Source organism: Sphingobacteriales bacterium (genome assembly GCA_016711285.1).
GTDB lineage: Bacteria > Bacteroidota > Bacteroidia > Chitinophagales > UBA2359 > JADJTG01.
Genome location: JADJTG010000017.1, coordinates 81,811 through 98,001, shown reverse-complemented (window position 1 = coordinate 98,001; position 16,191 = coordinate 81,811). Strand labels below are relative to the sequence as shown.

Here is a 16,191-nt window from a genome sequence, read left to right as displayed (position 1 = left end):
ATCACTCAAAACTCAAAACTAAACACTCTATCGGTTGTTTTTGATGCCGCGATATAGTATTAAATAAATAGCCAGCGCACTCGTCCAGCAGGTGCTTTGTTGCACAAACGCCAACCAGTCGTAATCGTAGAGCCAAGGTAACAATGCTGTAAAAAAACTCCAGACAGTTGCATACAACAATATCCAGGGCAGGGGTTTTAGCAGCACCGCCACGCCCACGAGCATGTGAATAGCTCCGAGCAGAGGCAGCAGCAGGGTTGCCGCTTCGCTATTGATACCCACCCAAGTCAGATATTTTGCCAAACGTGCATCACCCTGAAAGGCAGCAATGGAGTGCGCCACAAAATTGCCGCCTACACCTATCTTCAACAAACCGGAAATAATATACTTATCCATAACAATTATACAAGAAAGATACCTCAGTCATCAGAACTTTTGAGGGTATTTATTTTAAGAAAAATACCAAACCAAAAGCACTTTTTATTGTTAATAATAGAAAAAATGTAGATAATTCGCCGCAAAAATGAAACTTTTTTGAGCAAAAAAAGTATATTTGCAGAAGAAAAAAAAGAAACAACAGTATTTACCAATTAATCCCTATTTTATTTTATGAGTACATTTGAAATTGAAGGCAAACTGATAGCCATTTCTGACGTTCAGGCGAAAACCGAATCATTTAAGGTACGTGAATTTGTGATACAGGTGGACAGAGAAATAGGCGGCACTATTTACAGCGATTATTTAAAATTTCAGCTTACCCAAGACCGTGTGGTGTTGATAGATGCTTTTCAGCTCAACGATACCGTAAAGGTAAGTTTTAATTTGCGCGGCAGAGGTTGGACAAAAGACGGCGTAACGAGCTATTTCAACTCCTTAGATGCGTGGAAATTAGAGCGTAGCGGCACTTCTTCGGCGGGTAGTAGTTTTGCTCCGGCAAACGAATCCTATACTGCAACAGCAACACCGGTTGCCCCTGCTCCTGTCATTACGACAGCCTCGCAATTAGCAGCCGATGACGACTTGCCCTTCTAAAAAAAATAAAAACCTTGTTTCTGCTGTCATAATGGCAGCTTTTGCACGATTGGAACTTATTTTGAGGAGTAAGTTGTTATCAATAACATTTTTCACTCAACAAATAAAAATAAAACACACAGTTTTTTATGGCGATGCAATTCACCGATGCCAACTTTTCGGATACCGTAATTAATAGCGGTAAAGTGGCAATTGTAGATTTTTGGGCAGAATGGTGCGGTCCTTGCCGTGCAGTGGGTCCCATCATCGAAGATTTGGCAAAAGATTACGAAGGACAAGCATTAGTAGGCAAAGTAGATGTAGATACCAATCCCGAAACTGCTTTTAAATACGGAGTGCGCAATATTCCTACCATTTTGTTTATCAAAAACGGAGAAGTTGTAGATAAACAAGTAGGTGCTGTGCCCCGCTCTGTATTGGAAAATAAATTAAAAGCACTTTTATAGTACTTTTTTTAGTGAGATAAAATGGCGGTAAGTGGAATAATTTTCACTTGCCGCTTTTTTTTTATGACCTTTCTCCACCGATATATCGCAGCACCTCCCGCGCCGCCTGCCGGTCTGTCGGAAAAGTAAACTGCTCCACCTCCAAAGCCTTGAGCGGCAACCAGCGCAAACGCTGTGCATTTTGCACCTTTGCTCCGAATACAAAAGGAGTAGCCGAAATATCCGCCACAACAGCCGTTTCTGTTTTGATGAAAAAATACAAAGCAATCAATTGCTCCTGTGGATTAAATGCAGAAAGCTGCAAAAATGTATTGACGTAAAATACGCGCTCCACACCGACCGACAAATGATGCTCCTCTTCAAACTCCCGACACAAAGCCGCCTCCAAACCCTCGCCCAATACTACGCCGCCGCCCGCAAATTTGGTCATCTGCATACCTTTATACACTTCGTCGCTTACCAGTAAACAATCGTTTTCAATCAAAATGCCATATACGCGCACATTATAAGCGAGTACAGGCAACGATGGTGTGCGGTTCATGGTTATATTTTAGAGCGCAGGGTGAGAGATAAAAAAAAACAGCTGCCGGATGAAGGGGCAGCTGCTATCAATTGTCTAAGTTAGAAAAAATACAATTTCTTTTTTTATAGGAGAAAAAAAGCACACTACACGCCCGCTTGCAAATAGGTCTGTGCGGCTTTTCCCAAGTTCAGATAGCGGCTTTTTTGGGTGTATTCCGAAGCATCTTTGTAGATGAAGAAACAAGTGCCGCCTTTTATGGTGTTGATGATAGGTTTAGAATCTGTCGGAGACACTGCCGGACAGCCGTGACTGCGCCCCAATCTGCCGTGTTGTTTTACGAAATTTTCGCTTACATAGTCGGCGGCGTGCATCACAATGGCGCGGTCGCGGGCATTGGTATTAAATTCTGTTTCTATGCCGTCGAAGCGCAACGAATAACCGTGTTCGCCGCTATAAGTTTCGGCGGTGGTATAAAAACCTAAGCTGCTCTTGTGCGAATTGGGAGTGTTGGAAAACCACTCTGCATAGTTGTCGCCCGTTTTTTGACCGTGTGCGCACAAACTTTTATAGAGCAATTTTTCATTTTTCAAATCAATCACATACAAGCGTTTGGCAGAAGAAGGCTGCTCAAAGTTGGCGATAGAGATAATATTTTTATTGCCTACTTTGCCTTCTGCTACCATATTATAATAGCCAATCAAAGCGGAACGGAAGGCATTGTAGTGCAAGCCAGCTTTTTTCAGCGACATTCTTTCATACAAAGCATAAATATCCTGCTCAAAATGCTGAACAGTATAGTTTTTTACAATGCTTGCTGTATGAAGATAGGTATTGCTACCGAAGGATATTTTCTGAAAATAAAATAATAAATGTACTAATAGAAAAAGGCGTATAGCAAAGCGCGTTTTTTGCATGTTGTTGAAAAATAATTGATTTTTGGTTTTTACTAAAAATGAATTACTCGGTAATAAAAGGACGAAAGCAATAAGATGGAACCATTAATTATTGCTGATGCAAAAAAGGTTTTTCTTTATTTAAGAAACGCAAAGAAATATGATTTATTTTAAAATAACAAAAAAAGGCAAAAAAAAATGTACCGCTGCATCGGAAAATCGGGAAATGAAGCGCGTGTTTATTGCTTTTTTGTATTGTAAAATACTGATAATCAGTGCTTTGATGTGATGAGTGTTTTTTATTAAAAATTATTATTATTGATGAAAAAATAATTTACAAACGTTGCATAATGCGGGCTAAAGTGGCATTTTTCCAAGTTGCGAAATCGCCGCCGATGATATGTTCGCGGGCTTCTTTTACCAAATTTAGATAAAAACTCAGGTTTTGCAACGTGGCAATTTGCGCTCCTAGAATTTCTTTGGAGATAATCAGATGGCGCAGGTAGGCTTTGCTGTGTTGGCGGCTCACCGCCGAAGGGCTGTCGGCATCGATGGACGAAAAGTCGTTTTTCCATTTTTGATTTTTGATATTGATAATGCCCTGCGAAGTAAAAAGCCAGCCGTTGCGGGCGTTGCGGGTGGGCATCACACAATCAAACATATCCACGCCTAAAGCGATGCTTTCCAAAATATTCACCGGCGTGCCTACGCCCATCAAGTAGCGCGGCTTGTCGGCGGGCAAAATATCTGTCACCAAATCGGTCATTTCGTACATTATTTCGGCGGGTTCGCCTACAGCCAAGCCGCCAATGGCATTGCCCGCCTGCTCCTGCGCCGCCACAAACTCCGCCGACTGCACCCGCAAATCGCGGTAAACGCTGCCCTGCACGATGGGAAACAACATTTGCTCGTAGCCGTACAAGGGGGGAGTAGCATTAAATTGCTGAATACAGCGCAACAGCCAGCGGTGGGTGCGCTGCAAAGACTGATTCGCATAGCCGTACTCGCAAGGGTAGGGCGTACATTCATCAAAAGCCATTATAATATCTGCCCCGATTTGCCTTTGAATATCCATCACGCTTTCGGGCGTAAATAAATGGTAAGAGCCGTCAATATGCGACTGAAACTTAACGCCTTCTTCGTTGATTTTTCGGATTTGCGTCAAGGAATACACCTGATAGCCGCCACTGTCGGTGAGTATGGGCTTGCCCCACGAATTGAAACGGTGCAAACCGCCCGCCTCCTGCAAAGTCGCCGTACCCGGTCGCAAATACAGATGATAGGTATTGCCCAAAATAATTTGCGCCTGCACCACTGTTTCTAATTCGGCAAAATGAACGGCTTTTACGGTACCCGCCGTACCTACGGGCATAAAAATAGGTGTTTGTATGATGCCGTGTGCCGTGTGCAAGGTAGCAGCGCGGGCTTTGCTGTGCGTGCAGCGTGCTTCTATTGAAAATTTGCTCATATTCCGGCAAAGGTACAACAGCCAAAGACGAAATTATTGTTTTTGTGGCAATATTAAAATGAAGAAGTCTCTTTTATAAGTTGTGTTTTTACTTCATTTATGCTTCAAAAAGCGGATAATTGCTTCAAAAAAACATATCTTTGTATTTTTAATCAGCGATTTATTTTTTATATACTTATGAATCAGACGCTTATATTGGGGGTGGTCGGCAGTGGCTCCATGGGGAGCGGTATTGCGCAGATTGCCGCCCAGCACGGGGCGCAGGTGCGGATATACGACAGTGCCGCCGCCGCCCTCGAAAAGGCACGCGAGCAAATTGAGAAAAACCTGCAACAACTCGCCGCCAAAGGCAAAATAAGCCCCGAAACCGCAGAGCATACTTTTGCGCGTATTCAGTTTGTCGGCGAACTAAATGCTTTGTCGGACTGCCAACTTGTTATTGAAGCCATTGTAGAAAATTTACCTGCAAAACAGCAGCTTTTTACCCAAATAGAAGAATTGGTTGCTGATTCCTGCATTTTGGCGAGTAATACTTCATCGCTTTCCATTACTTCCATTGCCGCCGCCTGCCGTCTGCCCGAAAGGGTAGTGGGCTTGCATTTTTTTAATCCCGCCACGCTGATGAAACTCGTGGAAGTGATACCCGCACTGCAAACGCACGAAGGTGTGACGGCTGCCGCCAAAAATATAGTGGAGCAATGGGGAAAAACAAGCGTGCTTGCCAAAGATACGCCCGCTTTTATCGTGAACCGCATTGCGCGTCCTTTTTACAGCGAAGCTCTCCGACTTTTGGAAGAGGGCATTGCCGACAGTGCCACCATTGATTGGGCGATGAAGCAAATCGGTGGTTTTCGGATGGGACCCTTTGAGCTGATGGATTTTATCGGCAACGATGTCAATTTTACCGTCACCGAAAGCACCTTTCAGGCTTTTTATGGCGAGCCGCGCTATAAGCCTTCTTTTACGCAAAAGCGTTTGGTAGAAGCGGGATTTTTGGGTAAAAAATCGGGGCGCGGCTTTTATCATTATACGGCGGCAGGTGCGGAAATTCCGGCGGTGCAGGAAAACTACGAATTGGGCGGATATATTGCGCAGCGCATTATTATGATGCTCATCAACGAAGCCGCCGATGCCGTATTTTGGCAGGTTGCCAGCCCGCCGCATATTGATTTGGCGATGACTTTGGGCGTAAACTACCCGAAAGGTCTATTGGCGTGGGCAAATGAAGCGGGGATTGCCGAGTGCGTGCGCAATATGGACGTGCTGTATGATGATTACCGCGAAGACCGCTATCGGTGCAGTTTTTTGTTGCGAAAAATGTCTCGCAATCAGGAGAATTTTGAGTTGTAAAAAATATTTTTCTTTAAAAAAAGCGCGACAGCTTTCTTTATCAAGCTGTTTTATTACAAAAAAACTTCTTTTGGATATATGAACTTATACGTCATTGATACCGGATTTTTTAAATTAGACGGCGGTGCTATGTTTGGTGTAGTGCCTAAAAGCATTTGGCAGCACCTCAACCCGCCCGATGCCAACAACCTCTGCACCTGGGCAATGCGCTGCCTACTGGTAGAAGACGGCAAGCGGCTGCTCCTCATTGATTGCGGATTGGGGAATAAGCAAAGCGAAAAATTTTTCAGCTACTACGAACCCCACGGCGAGGCTTCGCTGCTCGGCTCGCTGAAAAAGCACGGCTTTTCGCCGGACGACATCACTGATGTGCTGCTCACGCACCTCCATTTTGACCACTGCGGCGGGGCAGTAGTGCGTGTGGACGACCACCACTACCGCCCGCAGTTTCGCAATGCCACCTACTGGACACACGAGGCGCACTGGAACAATGCCCTGCACCCCAACCCGCGCGAAAAGGCTTCTTTTCTGAAAGAGAATTTTGTGCCTATTCAGGAAAACGGGCAACTGCAATTTGCGCAAGCCGGAGCCGAGATAATGCCCAAGGTGCGCGTGAGCCTCGCCAACGGACACACCGAAGGTATGTTTGTGACGCATATTCATTACCGCGATACGGTAGTGCATTATGTAGCGGATTTGATGCCTTCGGCGGCGCATATTCCTGTGCCTTATTTGATGGCTTATGATATACAGCCTTTGGAATTGATGCGCGAAAAAGCGGCATTGCTCGAAGGGGTGGCGCAGCGCAACGAGGTCTTGTTTTTTGAGCACGACCGCACTATTGCCTGTTGCACCGTACAAAAAACGGAAAAGGGCATACGCCAAAGCGAGGTGCTGCGCTTAGAGGATATTTAGCGTTTTTGTGGGGTATTTAGCTTTACCAAAGTTGGGAGGAGGGGAGATTTTTGTTTTTATTTTTTATTTTTCATCGTCCGTGTCCTCATAATTAAACTCAACTTTGCTTTGAATGACTACTTCGTCAAGGATTTTGTTTAGATAGCCTTGTTTCACAGCATCGTTAAATCTGTCGTTGAGAGTCGGAATATTTATCACTTCTTCAATGCAGTCCATATACTTATCAACGATGGCTTTGATTGAATACGTTTTACTTGCGTTCTCTCGGATTTTCTTTAAAAGGTCTTCGGTCGGTTCGGTTGATTTGATTACAAAAGTGATTGGATACTTCTGTATTTTGTCAATGTCGAGAAAGTATTTTTTGAAGTCCAAAGTTTCTGTTACTTGAAAAAATCGTCCAAGCGGTTTCATCACGAAGTCAATACCTCCGTCATTGGCGTTTGTTCTTCCTGTTTTGTAAAGTTTTAAATTCTCTTTGTTTAGTTTTTCAAGTTCATAGCCCCAAAATATTTGCTGGTCGTGATAAAAATATTTGAGAATTGAATAACTAACAATTTCAAAAAGCCTTGCATCAACATTTGGCGCAAGCAAACCAATTACAAATTCCTCAATTTTCTTTGGTGTTGTTTTGCCAATCTCAGTTTGGGGCTTGGCGTAGTGGCGGCATTTTAGCATTAATGTTGATTAGAATTACTATTATTCAATTTAGCACAAAAGTTCAATAAAAATCTATAACCCTTCATTATGCAAAACCCTTGTTGCAGGCTGTTCTTGTTTTACACCAAGATTTCATCAAAAAGTAGTTCAAGGTCTTCATCTAAATTTCCGTTATAATCCGTGAAGGGGATTTCCAACTTTTCCAAAACATTTTTGAAACGCTTAAATCCGCCTTCTGTTCGTAGTTCTACCCAATTTACATTTAGGCTATCGAGTTGGTTTTTGTTTGTGTCCGAAAGTTTGTCAGCAACGAAAACTGTGCTTTCTCTTGCAATTACAGCATCAGCAACTTCTGGATTTCCTTTTCCCATAAGTTTTACTTCGCATTTGTGATTTATTCCATTCTTTGATAGGAAAAAGTCTATTTCTCGTTCAAAATCTCCATAACTTGCAGCACCTGCTCCTTCAATTTTTATGCTGTAATTTTCAGTAGAAACTTTGTATAATTTGCATAAGGTTAGCATCAAGGGTCCCTCAACGATTTTACCGATTGTGCTATATGCACCGCCCGTAATTGCAGCACGTTTAACTGCCAAACTGGTAATAACAATTAGGCTTTCGTTCAAGTTTAATTCAACGCTAACGCTATTGAATTTTATTGTGAGTTTTAAATCTATCGTGTCGTTTTCTTCTATTAAATGAGAAATTGAATTTACAAGAGTGTCGTAATTATCTTCGGAAGCGGAAACTACAATTTCTTTCGTTCCACTGTTAAACATATTTGTGATTGTTTTCTTATTTATACCTGCATAAATTGCTCTATCAACAGGTTTGTGAGAATTATTCATCACAAAATTGTCTTTGTACCAATCTTCCGTAATTGTTGTTCCGTTCAATTTTGCATCAACAACTTTCTTGAAGAAATCAAGGCAATAAGTCAAAAACTTTGTGTTGATTTCTGTTTGTGTTACAATTCTGTAATCTTTTGCTTTTAAAAGTCGTTCAATAATTTCTTTGATGACTATTTTTCTCGTAATATCCATTCTTTAAATTCGTCTAATTTTAAAAATTTTGTTTCTCTTTCGTCAAATAAGGCTTTTGATTTTTTTGATTTCATATATTCAAAATAAGTTTCCTCTTTTTCAGTCAAGAAAAAGTTACGTCCTAAATTTTTTGCGGTTTTCCCCATTGTTCCACTTCCACCAAATGGGTCAAAAACTAAATCGCCCTTGAAAGAGTAATATTGAATTACTCGTCTGCAAAGTTCGACAGGAAAAACTGCGGAATGCACTTTGTTAAAGCAAGGGTCAATTTTCCAAACGTTTGATGTTTCGTAACCGTCTGCTACTTTGCTTTCCTGGACTGTTTTGTGGTCGTATGAACGAATATTCCAATCCAATAATTTTTCAGTTGATTTTCTATAAACCATTAAATATTCGGTTACACAATTTGGTTTGTAGCCAAGAGGTTTACGATGTTGCATAAAACCACCAATGCGATTTTTTACACTTGCTTCGGGTTTCAACCAAACAATGTCGTCAATAAATTCCCAACCCATTTCCATTAAATATGGGTGAATGTCAAACGGGATTGGATAGCGTTTACTGCTATGTGAACGGCTAATTCTCGGAATAATAATTGGTGAAGTGTTTACGATTAAAAAACGCCCTTCTTTGGTTATACGATGAACTTCTTTAAAAACGTCTGCAAGAAATTCTAAATACGCTTTGTAGCTTGGGTAGATTGAATAATCCCTTGCGTTGTAATACGGAGGCGAAGTGAACGTCAAATGAATACTTTCATCTTCCAAAAGTTTCATAGTTTCAATCGTATCAGCATTTACGACAACGTTTTTCAGATAGTCGTAACTTTCGATATGAGGCTGATTTTTATGAGTTTTTTGCGTAGGAAAAAACTCTTTATAAATCACCGTTCGCACCATTTCGTTTTCGTGATAGATTAACTTTTTAAGTTCTTCATCAACTCCGTTGCCTTTAAAAACTAAAAGTCCACGAATGGCTTGGCAAACGACTTTTGGGTCTTGGTCTTTTAACGCTTCAACCAAATATGGCTTCACAATTTCTTTTCTCATTCGTCCGATTGATGAAATTGCTTCACGTCTAACAGTTGTATCGTTGTCGTGTTTTGAGATGTATAAAAGTAGTTGAATATTTTCTTCGGTTGCTAATTTTCCGATATTCTTTACAGCCAAAAGCCTAACGTTTGAACTTTTGTGCGTTGTCAAGTCAGGCAAGAATGAACCGTCAAAGTTTTTAGGCAGTTGTCCCAAACTTTCCAAGATAAAAACCAAGTTGCTACTGTTTGTCTTATTTTGTTCGACAAGATGTTTAATAGCACCATTTCTGCTGGTTTTTAGTTTTTTTATGTATTCTTTTGTAAGCATTTATCTGTCTAAAAAGTTATTTGACAAAGTTAGTGTTTTAATTCAGTTTGTCAGTCGTTGTGAATGGTAAAATTGTCAGTTTCTGTTCGTCTACTTTATTTAGGTCGCTCTGTTAGGGTTGCTTGTAACGGTTTTAACGATTAGTTTCAAGGCTACGCAGTATGGGAATAAACTCTGAACTTGGAAAATATTTTTGAAATTCCGAGTTCATTCTGTTGTTCAATGCGTGATTTTGAAGTTTGCTGCCAAAAGGCAATTCCCTTTGTCTTGCAAAAAGTTTGTTAAACAATGCACCTTCATACTTTGAATAATCCCCTTTTTGGTCAAAGCCATTGGCGATATAATCTTCTATGATAACATAGATAGCGTAAAGGTTTGCGAAACTTGAACGAGATTTTGAACCCTTATTTGCTGAACGGGTTTTCTCGTTTATGTATTGAATAAGTTGGCTCTTATCAAAAATATCGTCAGCATTTTTGCCAAAGTGGTTTTCTAAAACCGATTTAATGTTTGCTGTGAATATATTTTCCATTTGGCTCTTCAAATAATTTTAAGGTGTTGGCTGCCGCCAACTTTTCTGTTTCATAAGTGCGGATTTCTTTTTGTAGTTTTTCGCCTTTAAACTCTTTGGCTAATTGTAATCTCCGCAAACCAATTTTTACATACTCTTCTTGTAGTTCTATGCCAATGGAATTTCTGCCAAGTTCTTTTGCCACAAAGCAAGTAGTAAATGTTCCCGAAAATGGGTCTAACACTAAATCTCCTTCGTTTGAACTTGCTTTTATAATCCTTTCGAGTAAAGCGATTGGTTTCTGTGTCGGGTGATTTTCGTATTCGTCCATACGATAACGAACCCTTGCAAACTCCCAAACATTGCCGGGAACTTTCTCTGAACTGTAAACTGTCGGAACGGCTTTGCGATAATCAATGAGTTTTCGTTTTGCTCCTGTTTTTGCTTCTACTAAGATGTCGTTTGTGTTAAAAGTGTAATTGTTCTTGTCTTTTACACAAAACAAAATTGGCTCATACATTGAACCATAATATTTTTTGGCTTGAACGCCTGAACTGTCGTAATACCAAACAAGTCTGGAAAGTATGTCTAATTTTTTTCGTAGATAAATGTCGAAAAACGGCATAAACTGTGTCGCTGTCATTACATAAAAACTGCCGTTTGGTTTAAGTTTTTGAATACACAAGTCAAGCCACTCGTAGCACCATTCAAGGTATGCTTCTTCTGTTTTCCATTTTTCAATATGTCCGTTAAAGTTTTTACCAATGTTGTAGGGTGGGTCGGCAAATATCAAATCCACAGCGTTGTCAGGAAGTGTTTTTAATGCTTCCAAAGCGTCTCCGTGAATAATTTTATGTTGTTCGTTACCTAATATTTCCATTTTGAAATTCAATTAAAAGTCGTTTGAAATTTAGGCAAAAAAAGAGTGAATTGATTTACAAGACAATCTGGTCTTTCGCCTCAATTTTCTTTTTGGTTCATTTTCGGTATAAGGTCGTGTATATCATATCAAGCCCAAATTTATAATTTTTCCTGTACTTACTATTATAAATAATATAGTATTATACAACAAAAAAACTACCGACACCTCAGAGATGTCGGTAGTTCAACATAAAGCCTATACCTCCGGCTCTTCGGTTGGCGGCGGTGCGGGTGCCTCTTCGCTGAGACCTCTACCCGAAAAACGCTTCGCCAAATCTTCGTAAATGCTGTCTGTACCTGCGATGTTCATCATTTTCGCCATCTTCACCGCCTGATAAAAAATCAGAGCCGCCGAATAGCTTTCGCTGCCCGCCAGCATCACGGTATCGTCTATACTTTCCACAATAGCCGTGAGCGGTCGCAGCAAACGCCGCAAATCGTTTACGAGGAGCATGTCTTTTTCAAACTCCGCCACATTCAAAAAAGGCGGCAGCAATTGCGGATTTTCTTTGGCATAGTCCAAAGATTTTTCAACAAAAGCCAGCGATTTATCGCCCATACGCGCATAAGATTGTCGCTCTTCGGGGGTGAGGTTTACCAAGAAGGGCAGTTTTTCTTTGATAACTGCTACGGCTTTGAGCAGTTCCGTCAGGTCGGCAGCAGTCAGCGAAGCCGAAATCTGATTGTGTTGTGCCATAGAATAAATAAAAGATTTAAGAAGTGGTTACAAGGCAACCAATTCGGTTGCGAAACTATAAACGTGAGTAGCTGCGTTGTATTGTGTGAGTTGGGAATTAATTTTAAAAATTGAAAATTAAAAAGGGAGCAAATTGGAGGTAAGAGTGAGAACGGAGAGGGTAAAAGCGAGGACGGCGAGGGTTGAAGGGAGGACGGCGAGGGTTGAAGGGAGGACGGCGAGGGTTGAAGGGAGGACGGCGAGGGTTGAAGTGAGGACGGCGAGGGTTGAAGTGAGGACAGCGAGGGTTGAAGTGAGGACGGCGAGGGTTGAAGGGAGGACAGCGAGGGTTGAAGGGAGGACAGCGAGGGTTGAAGGGAGGACGGCGAGGGTTGAAGGGAGGACGGCGAGGGTTGAAGGGAGGACAGCGAGGGTTGAAGGGAGGACAGCGAGGGTTGAAGTGAGGACAGCGAGGGTTGAAGGGAGCAAATTGCAGGTCAAAGGGAGGAAATTGATAACTTTGTCAAAGTTCCAACTTTGACAAAGTTTATTTTACACCCCAAAAAAGTTGAATTGCAGGTAGGCACCCACTCCGGTCGGCGGGCGGGCATTCAACTTTGACAATGTTTCAAACATTGTCAAAGTTGGGTGGGCATCAAAGTTGGGGGCATATCAAAGCTGGATAATCGTAATACCATCGCCGCCGTATTGCGGGTCTTCATCGGAAATATGGAGTGCGGCGGGGTATTTGCGAAGATACTGGCGTATTTGTTTGCGCAAAATACCGTCTCCTTTGCCGTGAATAATCTTGAGGCGGTCGGCATTGAGCATCAGGGCATTATCCATCAGTCGTTCCACTTCGGCGAGGGCTTCGTGGCTGCGCAAGCCACGCACATCTAAGGTAGCATCAAACTCCAAACTCCGCTCAAAAGTATGGAGGCGCGTGGTAACTTTGGCGGCGGCTTTGGGCTGCTGCACCAAGGTCAGTTCTTTGAGTTTGGCGCGGGTTTTCAGCGAGCCGAACTCCAAAAGAGCCGTATCGCCGTTGATTTCCAATACCGTTCCGCGCTGCACCCCATCGCGCAGCAGCACCACCGAGCCTATTGCTATGGCATCTTCTTTGTCGTTTACAAATACGCTCTCCTGCAAATCCGCTATTTTTTCTTCCAATATTTTGCGCTCCTGCTGCACCTCATTTTTGAGTTGTTGCAAGGTTTCCTTTTCTTTTTGCTCCGTAAATTCGCGCAGCATATTTTCCATGCGCTTATTGGTCTGCTGCAAAGCAAAGAGCGTGTCTTGTTCGGCTTTGAGGAGTATTTTTTTGGTGTTTTTATCCAAAAAGCGCGATTTTTCTTCGTATTCCTGCTTCAGTTTTTTGTTTTCTTCCAATAGTTTGCTCACTTCTGCATCTTTTTGCATCAGGGTAGTTTTTTCGCTTTGCAAAGAAGAAAGCAAATGGTCAAACTGCTGATAATCTGCGCCCACTTTTTGTCGGGCTTTGTCCAAAATATCTCCTTTTAAGCCGCTTTTTTGAGCAATTTCAAAAGCATAAGAACTCCCGGGCTGCCCCACCTGCAAGCGGTAGAGGGGCTGTAAGGTTTCGTTGCTATACGACATAGCCCCATTGATAATACCTTTGGTTTCGGAAGCAAAAATTTTGATATTGGAGTAGTGCGTGGTGATAACACCGTAGCAAAAACGGCGGTTGAGGTCTTCCAAAATACTTTCGGCAATGGCACCGCCGAAGCGCGGGTCGGTACCCGAGCCGAACTCATCTATCAAAAAGAGGGTTTTGGCATTGGCAAAATCCAAAAAATATTTCATATTGATGAGCTTGGAACTGTAAGTGCTCAGGTCGTTTTCGAGCGATTGCTCATCGCCGATGTCCACAAAAATTTGCTCAAACAACATAAAAGTAGAAAGTGCCTTTACCGGCACCAACAAACCCGTTTGCAACATCAGTTGCAGCAGCCCCACCGTTTTGAGGCTCACCGATTTGCCGCCCGCATTGGGACCGCTGATGACCAAAACCCGCTCGGCGGGCGAAAGGCGCAAATAGAGCGGAACGGTATTTTTTTGTTGCCTTTGGTTGCGCAGCAGCAGCAAAGGGTGATAGGCTTGTTGCCACTCCATAGTGCGGTCGTTGGAGAGGTAGGGTTTCACACCGTTGATTTGCAGGGCTAATTTGGCTTTGGCGCGTATAAAATCCAAAATCCCCAGCACATTCTGATACTGCCCCAAAGACTCGTGATGCTGCCGTATGTGCGCTGTCAGGGTTTTTAAAATACGATAAATTTCGCGTTTTTCTTCCAACTGCAATTCAAACAACTCATTGTTGAGTTGCAGGGTTTCCTGCGGCTCAATGAAAGTAGTTTTTCCGGTCGCCGACTCGTCCAATATCACGCCTTTTATTTTGCGTTTCAGCTCCGAAGGCACCGCCAGCACGCGCCGTCCGTTGCGCACACTTTCTTCATCTTCGGTGAGCCAGTTATTTTTCTTAAATTCACCCAGCAGGCGGCGAAAAGCATTGTTGATTTCGGCATATTTGAGGCTGATATTTTTGCGGATACGCTGCAATTCGGATGAGGCATTGTTGCGCAGCCTGCCTTCTTCGTCCAAAATCGCCTTGATGGCATTGAGCAAATCCTTATCCACCGCTATTTTTTGAACGATGACATACAATTCGGGAAAAATCGCCTGATTTTCGCCCTCTTTATTATTAAAAAAATGGACAATGCGCTGCGTGGTGTGCAATACCTTGAAAACACGAAAAATCTGCTCCGCCGTCAGCACCGAAGCCTCAATGCGCAGCAGGGCGAGTTCGTCGTGGAGGTCTAAATAATTATCGGTAGGAAATTCAAAATGGCTGTTGCCCTCAATGCGCACAAACTCCTCGGTTTGGGTCAGCAGGCGCAGCACCAAATCGGGGTTAAATTGCGGCTGAATAGCTGCCACGTGGCGTTTTCCGAGTGCGCTTTGGCACGATTTTTCAAGAATTTCCAATATTTTATCAAATTCCAGCTTGGCATACACCTCTTTGGGATACAGTTGAGCCACTTTGGGACGATACGAAGGGCTATGTTGTTGTGTGGTCATTGTTTGGTAAGGGTCAATAGCAACAAAAGCAAGCGCAATAAAGTTGCTCCGGTGTTTTTCTTTTATTAAGGTGCAAAGATAAAATGAAAAATCAAAACAGCGGCTGCACGGATTTTTGCACTTTGTTTGCATCAAAAACTTTAATACTTTTTCTGTTGTTAAAGAAAGAATAATAGCAGCCTCGCACGGAAATATAGTACCTTTGTGCCCTTAAAGCACGGCAGCAAAGGGCAGCCGCTTTTGGGGCTTTGTTCGGTGCACATTATTGATTATTCATTATATTATTATAAAAAAACAACAATGGAAAAAGTAAAATGTCTCATCATCGGCTCAGGTCCGGCGGGTTATACGGCAGCCATTTATGCGGCGCGTGCCAATGTCAAGCCCGTATTGTTTACAGGATTGGTGCCGGGCGGTCAGCTCACCCAAACCACCGATGTTGAAAATTATCCGGGTTATCCCGAAGGCATTATGGGACCCGAAATGATGGAAGATTTCCGCAAGCAGGCGGAGCGTTTCGGTACGGATATCCGCTACGAAATGGTGAGCAGCGTAGATTTTTCGCGCCGTCCGTTTACGGTTACTTTGGACGGGGGCAAGAGCCTCCAAGCCGATACCGTTATCGTGAGCACGGGAGCATCTGCCAAGTGGCTCGGATTGCCTTCGGAGCAGCGGCTCAACGGCAACGGCGTATCTGCCTGTGCCGTCTGCGATGGTTTTTTCTACCGCAATCAGGAAGTAGCCATTGTAGGGGCAGGCGATACGGCTTGCGAAGAAGCACTTTATTTGTCTAAGCTGTGCAGCACCGTACACATGCTCGTGCGCCGCGATACGATGCGGGCTTCCAAAATTATGCAGGAGCGCGTGCTGAGTACGCCCAATATCAAAATATACTGGAATTCCGAAGCCGAAGAAATTTTAGGCGACAGTGTAGTAGAAGCTATGCGCATTGTGCATCGCAATTCCGGCGAAAAACAGGAAATTCCCATCACCGGATTTTTTGTAGCCATTGGTCATCAGCCCAATACCGACTTGTTCAAAGGGATTTTGGATATGGACAAAGAGGGTTATCTCATTACCCAAAACGGCAGCACCCGCACCAATATAGAAGGGGTATTTGCCGCCGGCGACTGTCAGGATAAAATCTATCGTCAGGCGATTACCGCCGCCGGCACGGGTTGTATGGCAGCCCTCGAAGCCGAGCGTTATTTAGCGCATCAGGAATATTTGGAGTCGCAGTATCTTGCGGGATAAAGGGCAGAAAAATAAATATAGTAGCGGTTTTGGATTGGGCGTTGG

General features: G+C 43.0%; 17 protein-coding genes. 6 read left to right on the top strand and 11 right to left on the bottom strand.

Going from position 1 to position 16,191, the window contains the following annotated elements; translation table 11 throughout:
* Window positions 1-27 precede the first annotated feature (27 nt).
* Window positions 28-396, bottom strand: a complete 369-nt coding sequence (locus tag IPL35_16425; protein ID MBK8444888.1) for a hypothetical protein — start codon at window positions 394-396, stop codon at window positions 28-30.
* A gap of 213 nt (window positions 397-609) precedes the next feature.
* Here IPL35_16425 and IPL35_16420 point away from each other — a divergent pair, with 213 nt between their 5' ends.
* Together IPL35_16420 and trxA are read left to right on the top strand one after the other, a co-directional pair.
* Window positions 610-1,032, top strand: coding sequence for a DUF3127 domain-containing protein (locus IPL35_16420; GenBank protein MBK8444887.1), 423 nt, complete (start codon window positions 610-612; stop codon window positions 1,030-1,032).
* Between the two features lie 128 nt (window positions 1,033-1,160).
* A complete protein-coding gene (trxA, locus tag IPL35_16415; protein ID MBK8444886.1) occupies window positions 1,161-1,478 on the top strand; it encodes a thioredoxin in 318 nt (105 codons plus the stop codon).
* A 61-nt stretch (window positions 1,479-1,539) separates the two neighbouring features.
* Here the strand turns inward: trxA and IPL35_16410 are convergent, their stop codons facing one another.
* From IPL35_16410 to tgt, 3 genes are all read right to left on the bottom strand, one after another.
* Window positions 1,540-2,019 carry an NUDIX domain-containing protein gene (locus IPL35_16410; GenBank protein MBK8444885.1) on the bottom strand — a complete coding sequence of 160 codons (480 nt, stop codon included), beginning with the start codon at window positions 2,017-2,019 and terminating at the stop codon, window positions 1,540-1,542.
* 125 nt (window positions 2,020-2,144) lie between these two features.
* Window positions 2,145-2,915, bottom strand: a complete 771-nt coding sequence (locus tag IPL35_16405; protein ID MBK8444884.1) for a murein L,D-transpeptidase catalytic domain family protein — start codon at window positions 2,913-2,915, stop codon at window positions 2,145-2,147.
* A gap of 313 nt (window positions 2,916-3,228) precedes the next feature.
* Entirely contained in the window at window positions 3,229-4,362 is a 1,134-nt protein-coding gene (gene tgt, locus IPL35_16400) for a tRNA guanosine(34) transglycosylase Tgt (protein ID MBK8444883.1), read from the bottom strand.
* A 177-nt stretch (window positions 4,363-4,539) separates the two neighbouring features.
* Here tgt and IPL35_16395 point away from each other — a divergent pair, with 177 nt between their 5' ends.
* Together IPL35_16395 and IPL35_16390 are read left to right on the top strand one after the other, a co-directional pair.
* The gene (locus tag IPL35_16395; protein ID MBK8444882.1) at window positions 4,540-5,712 is read left to right on the top strand and encodes a 3-hydroxybutyryl-CoA dehydrogenase; all 1,173 of its coding nucleotides are present in this window, start codon (window positions 4,540-4,542) and stop codon (window positions 5,710-5,712) included.
* A 78-nt stretch (window positions 5,713-5,790) separates the two neighbouring features.
* Window positions 5,791-6,627, top strand: coding sequence for an MBL fold metallo-hydrolase (locus tag IPL35_16390; GenBank protein MBK8444881.1), 837 nt, complete (start codon window positions 5,791-5,793; stop codon window positions 6,625-6,627).
* A 63-nt stretch (window positions 6,628-6,690) separates the two neighbouring features.
* Here IPL35_16390 and IPL35_16385 read toward each other — a convergent pair whose 3' ends face one another.
* The 6 genes from IPL35_16385 to IPL35_16360 all read right to left on the bottom strand — a co-directional run bounded on the left by IPL35_16385 (window position 6,691) and on the right by IPL35_16360 (window position 11,817).
* On the bottom strand, window positions 6,691-7,137 hold the full coding sequence (locus IPL35_16385; protein ID MBK8444880.1) for a type II restriction endonuclease: 447 nt from the start codon (window positions 7,135-7,137) through the stop codon (window positions 6,691-6,693).
* A 266-nt stretch (window positions 7,138-7,403) separates the two neighbouring features.
* A complete protein-coding gene (locus IPL35_16380; protein ID MBK8444879.1) occupies window positions 7,404-8,327 on the bottom strand; it encodes a CfrBI family restriction endonuclease in 924 nt (307 codons plus the stop codon).
* Window positions 8,306-9,688, bottom strand: a complete 1,383-nt coding sequence (locus tag IPL35_16375; protein MBK8444878.1) for a HEAT repeat domain-containing protein — start codon at window positions 9,686-9,688, stop codon at window positions 8,306-8,308. Before IPL35_16375 ends, IPL35_16380 begins: the two co-directional genes overlap by 22 nt.
* 133 nt (window positions 9,689-9,821) lie before the next feature.
* The gene (locus tag IPL35_16370; protein ID MBK8444877.1) at window positions 9,822-10,220 is read right to left on the bottom strand and encodes a hypothetical protein; all 399 of its coding nucleotides are present in this window, start codon (window positions 10,218-10,220) and stop codon (window positions 9,822-9,824) included.
* A complete protein-coding gene (gene yhdJ / locus IPL35_16365; GenBank protein ID MBK8444876.1) occupies window positions 10,192-11,079 on the bottom strand; it encodes an adenine-specific DNA-methyltransferase in 888 nt (295 codons plus the stop codon). Before yhdJ ends, IPL35_16370 begins: the two co-directional genes overlap by 29 nt.
* A 237-nt stretch (window positions 11,080-11,316) precedes the next feature.
* Window positions 11,317-11,817: a hypothetical protein gene (locus IPL35_16360; protein ID MBK8444875.1), complete on the bottom strand. Its 501-nt coding sequence runs from the start codon at window positions 11,815-11,817 to the stop codon at window positions 11,317-11,319.
* A 133-nt stretch (window positions 11,818-11,950) separates the two neighbouring features.
* Here IPL35_16360 and IPL35_16355 point away from each other — a divergent pair, with 133 nt between their 5' ends.
* Window positions 11,951-12,337, top strand: coding sequence for a hypothetical protein (locus IPL35_16355; GenBank protein ID MBK8444874.1), 387 nt, complete (start codon window positions 11,951-11,953; stop codon window positions 12,335-12,337).
* A 131-nt stretch (window positions 12,338-12,468) separates the two neighbouring features.
* Here the strand turns inward: IPL35_16355 and IPL35_16350 are convergent, their stop codons facing one another.
* The gene (locus IPL35_16350; protein MBK8444873.1) at window positions 12,469-14,892 is read right to left on the bottom strand and encodes an endonuclease MutS2; all 2,424 of its coding nucleotides are present in this window, start codon (window positions 14,890-14,892) and stop codon (window positions 12,469-12,471) included.
* A 300-nt stretch (window positions 14,893-15,192) separates the two neighbouring features.
* Between IPL35_16350 and trxB the strand changes: the two genes are divergently transcribed.
* Window positions 15,193-16,146 carry a thioredoxin-disulfide reductase gene (gene trxB, locus IPL35_16345; GenBank protein ID MBK8444872.1) on the top strand — a complete coding sequence of 318 codons (954 nt, stop codon included), beginning with the start codon at window positions 15,193-15,195 and terminating at the stop codon, window positions 16,144-16,146.
* Window positions 16,147-16,191 lie beyond the last annotated feature (45 nt).

Bases quoted from the DNA above. Each gene is read 5' to 3' on its own strand.
- IPL35_16425 (MBK8444888.1), bottom strand. From the start codon at position 396: ATGGATAAGTATATTATTTCCGGTTTGTTGAAGATAGGTGTAGGCGGC.
- IPL35_16420 (MBK8444887.1), top strand. From the start codon at position 610: ATGAGTACATTTGAAATTGAAGGCAAACTGATAGCCATTTCTGACGTT.
- trxA (MBK8444886.1), top strand. From the start codon at position 1,161: ATGGCGATGCAATTCACCGATGCCAACTTTTCGGATACCGTAATTAAT.
- IPL35_16410 (MBK8444885.1), bottom strand. From the start codon at position 2,019: ATGAACCGCACACCATCGTTGCCTGTACTCGCTTATAATGTGCGCGTA.
- IPL35_16405 (MBK8444884.1), bottom strand. From the start codon at position 2,915: ATGCAAAAAACGCGCTTTGCTATACGCCTTTTTCTATTAGTACATTTA.
- tgt (MBK8444883.1), bottom strand. From the start codon at position 4,362: ATGAGCAAATTTTCAATAGAAGCACGCTGCACGCACAGCAAAGCCCGC.
- IPL35_16395 (MBK8444882.1), top strand. From the start codon at position 4,540: ATGAATCAGACGCTTATATTGGGGGTGGTCGGCAGTGGCTCCATGGGG.
- IPL35_16390 (MBK8444881.1), top strand. From the start codon at position 5,791: ATGAACTTATACGTCATTGATACCGGATTTTTTAAATTAGACGGCGGT.
- IPL35_16380 (MBK8444879.1), bottom strand. From the start codon at position 8,327: ATGGATATTACGAGAAAAATAGTCATCAAAGAAATTATTGAACGACTT.
- IPL35_16375 (MBK8444878.1), bottom strand. From the start codon at position 9,688: ATGCTTACAAAAGAATACATAAAAAAACTAAAAACCAGCAGAAATGGT.
- IPL35_16370 (MBK8444877.1), bottom strand. From the start codon at position 10,220: ATGGAAAATATATTCACAGCAAACATTAAATCGGTTTTAGAAAACCAC.
- yhdJ (MBK8444876.1), bottom strand. From the start codon at position 11,079: ATGGAAATATTAGGTAACGAACAACATAAAATTATTCACGGAGACGCT.
- IPL35_16360 (MBK8444875.1), bottom strand. From the start codon at position 11,817: ATGGCACAACACAATCAGATTTCGGCTTCGCTGACTGCTGCCGACCTG.
- IPL35_16350 (MBK8444873.1), bottom strand. From the start codon at position 14,892: ATGACCACACAACAACATAGCCCTTCGTATCGTCCCAAAGTGGCTCAA.
- trxB (MBK8444872.1), top strand. From the start codon at position 15,193: ATGGAAAAAGTAAAATGTCTCATCATCGGCTCAGGTCCGGCGGGTTAT.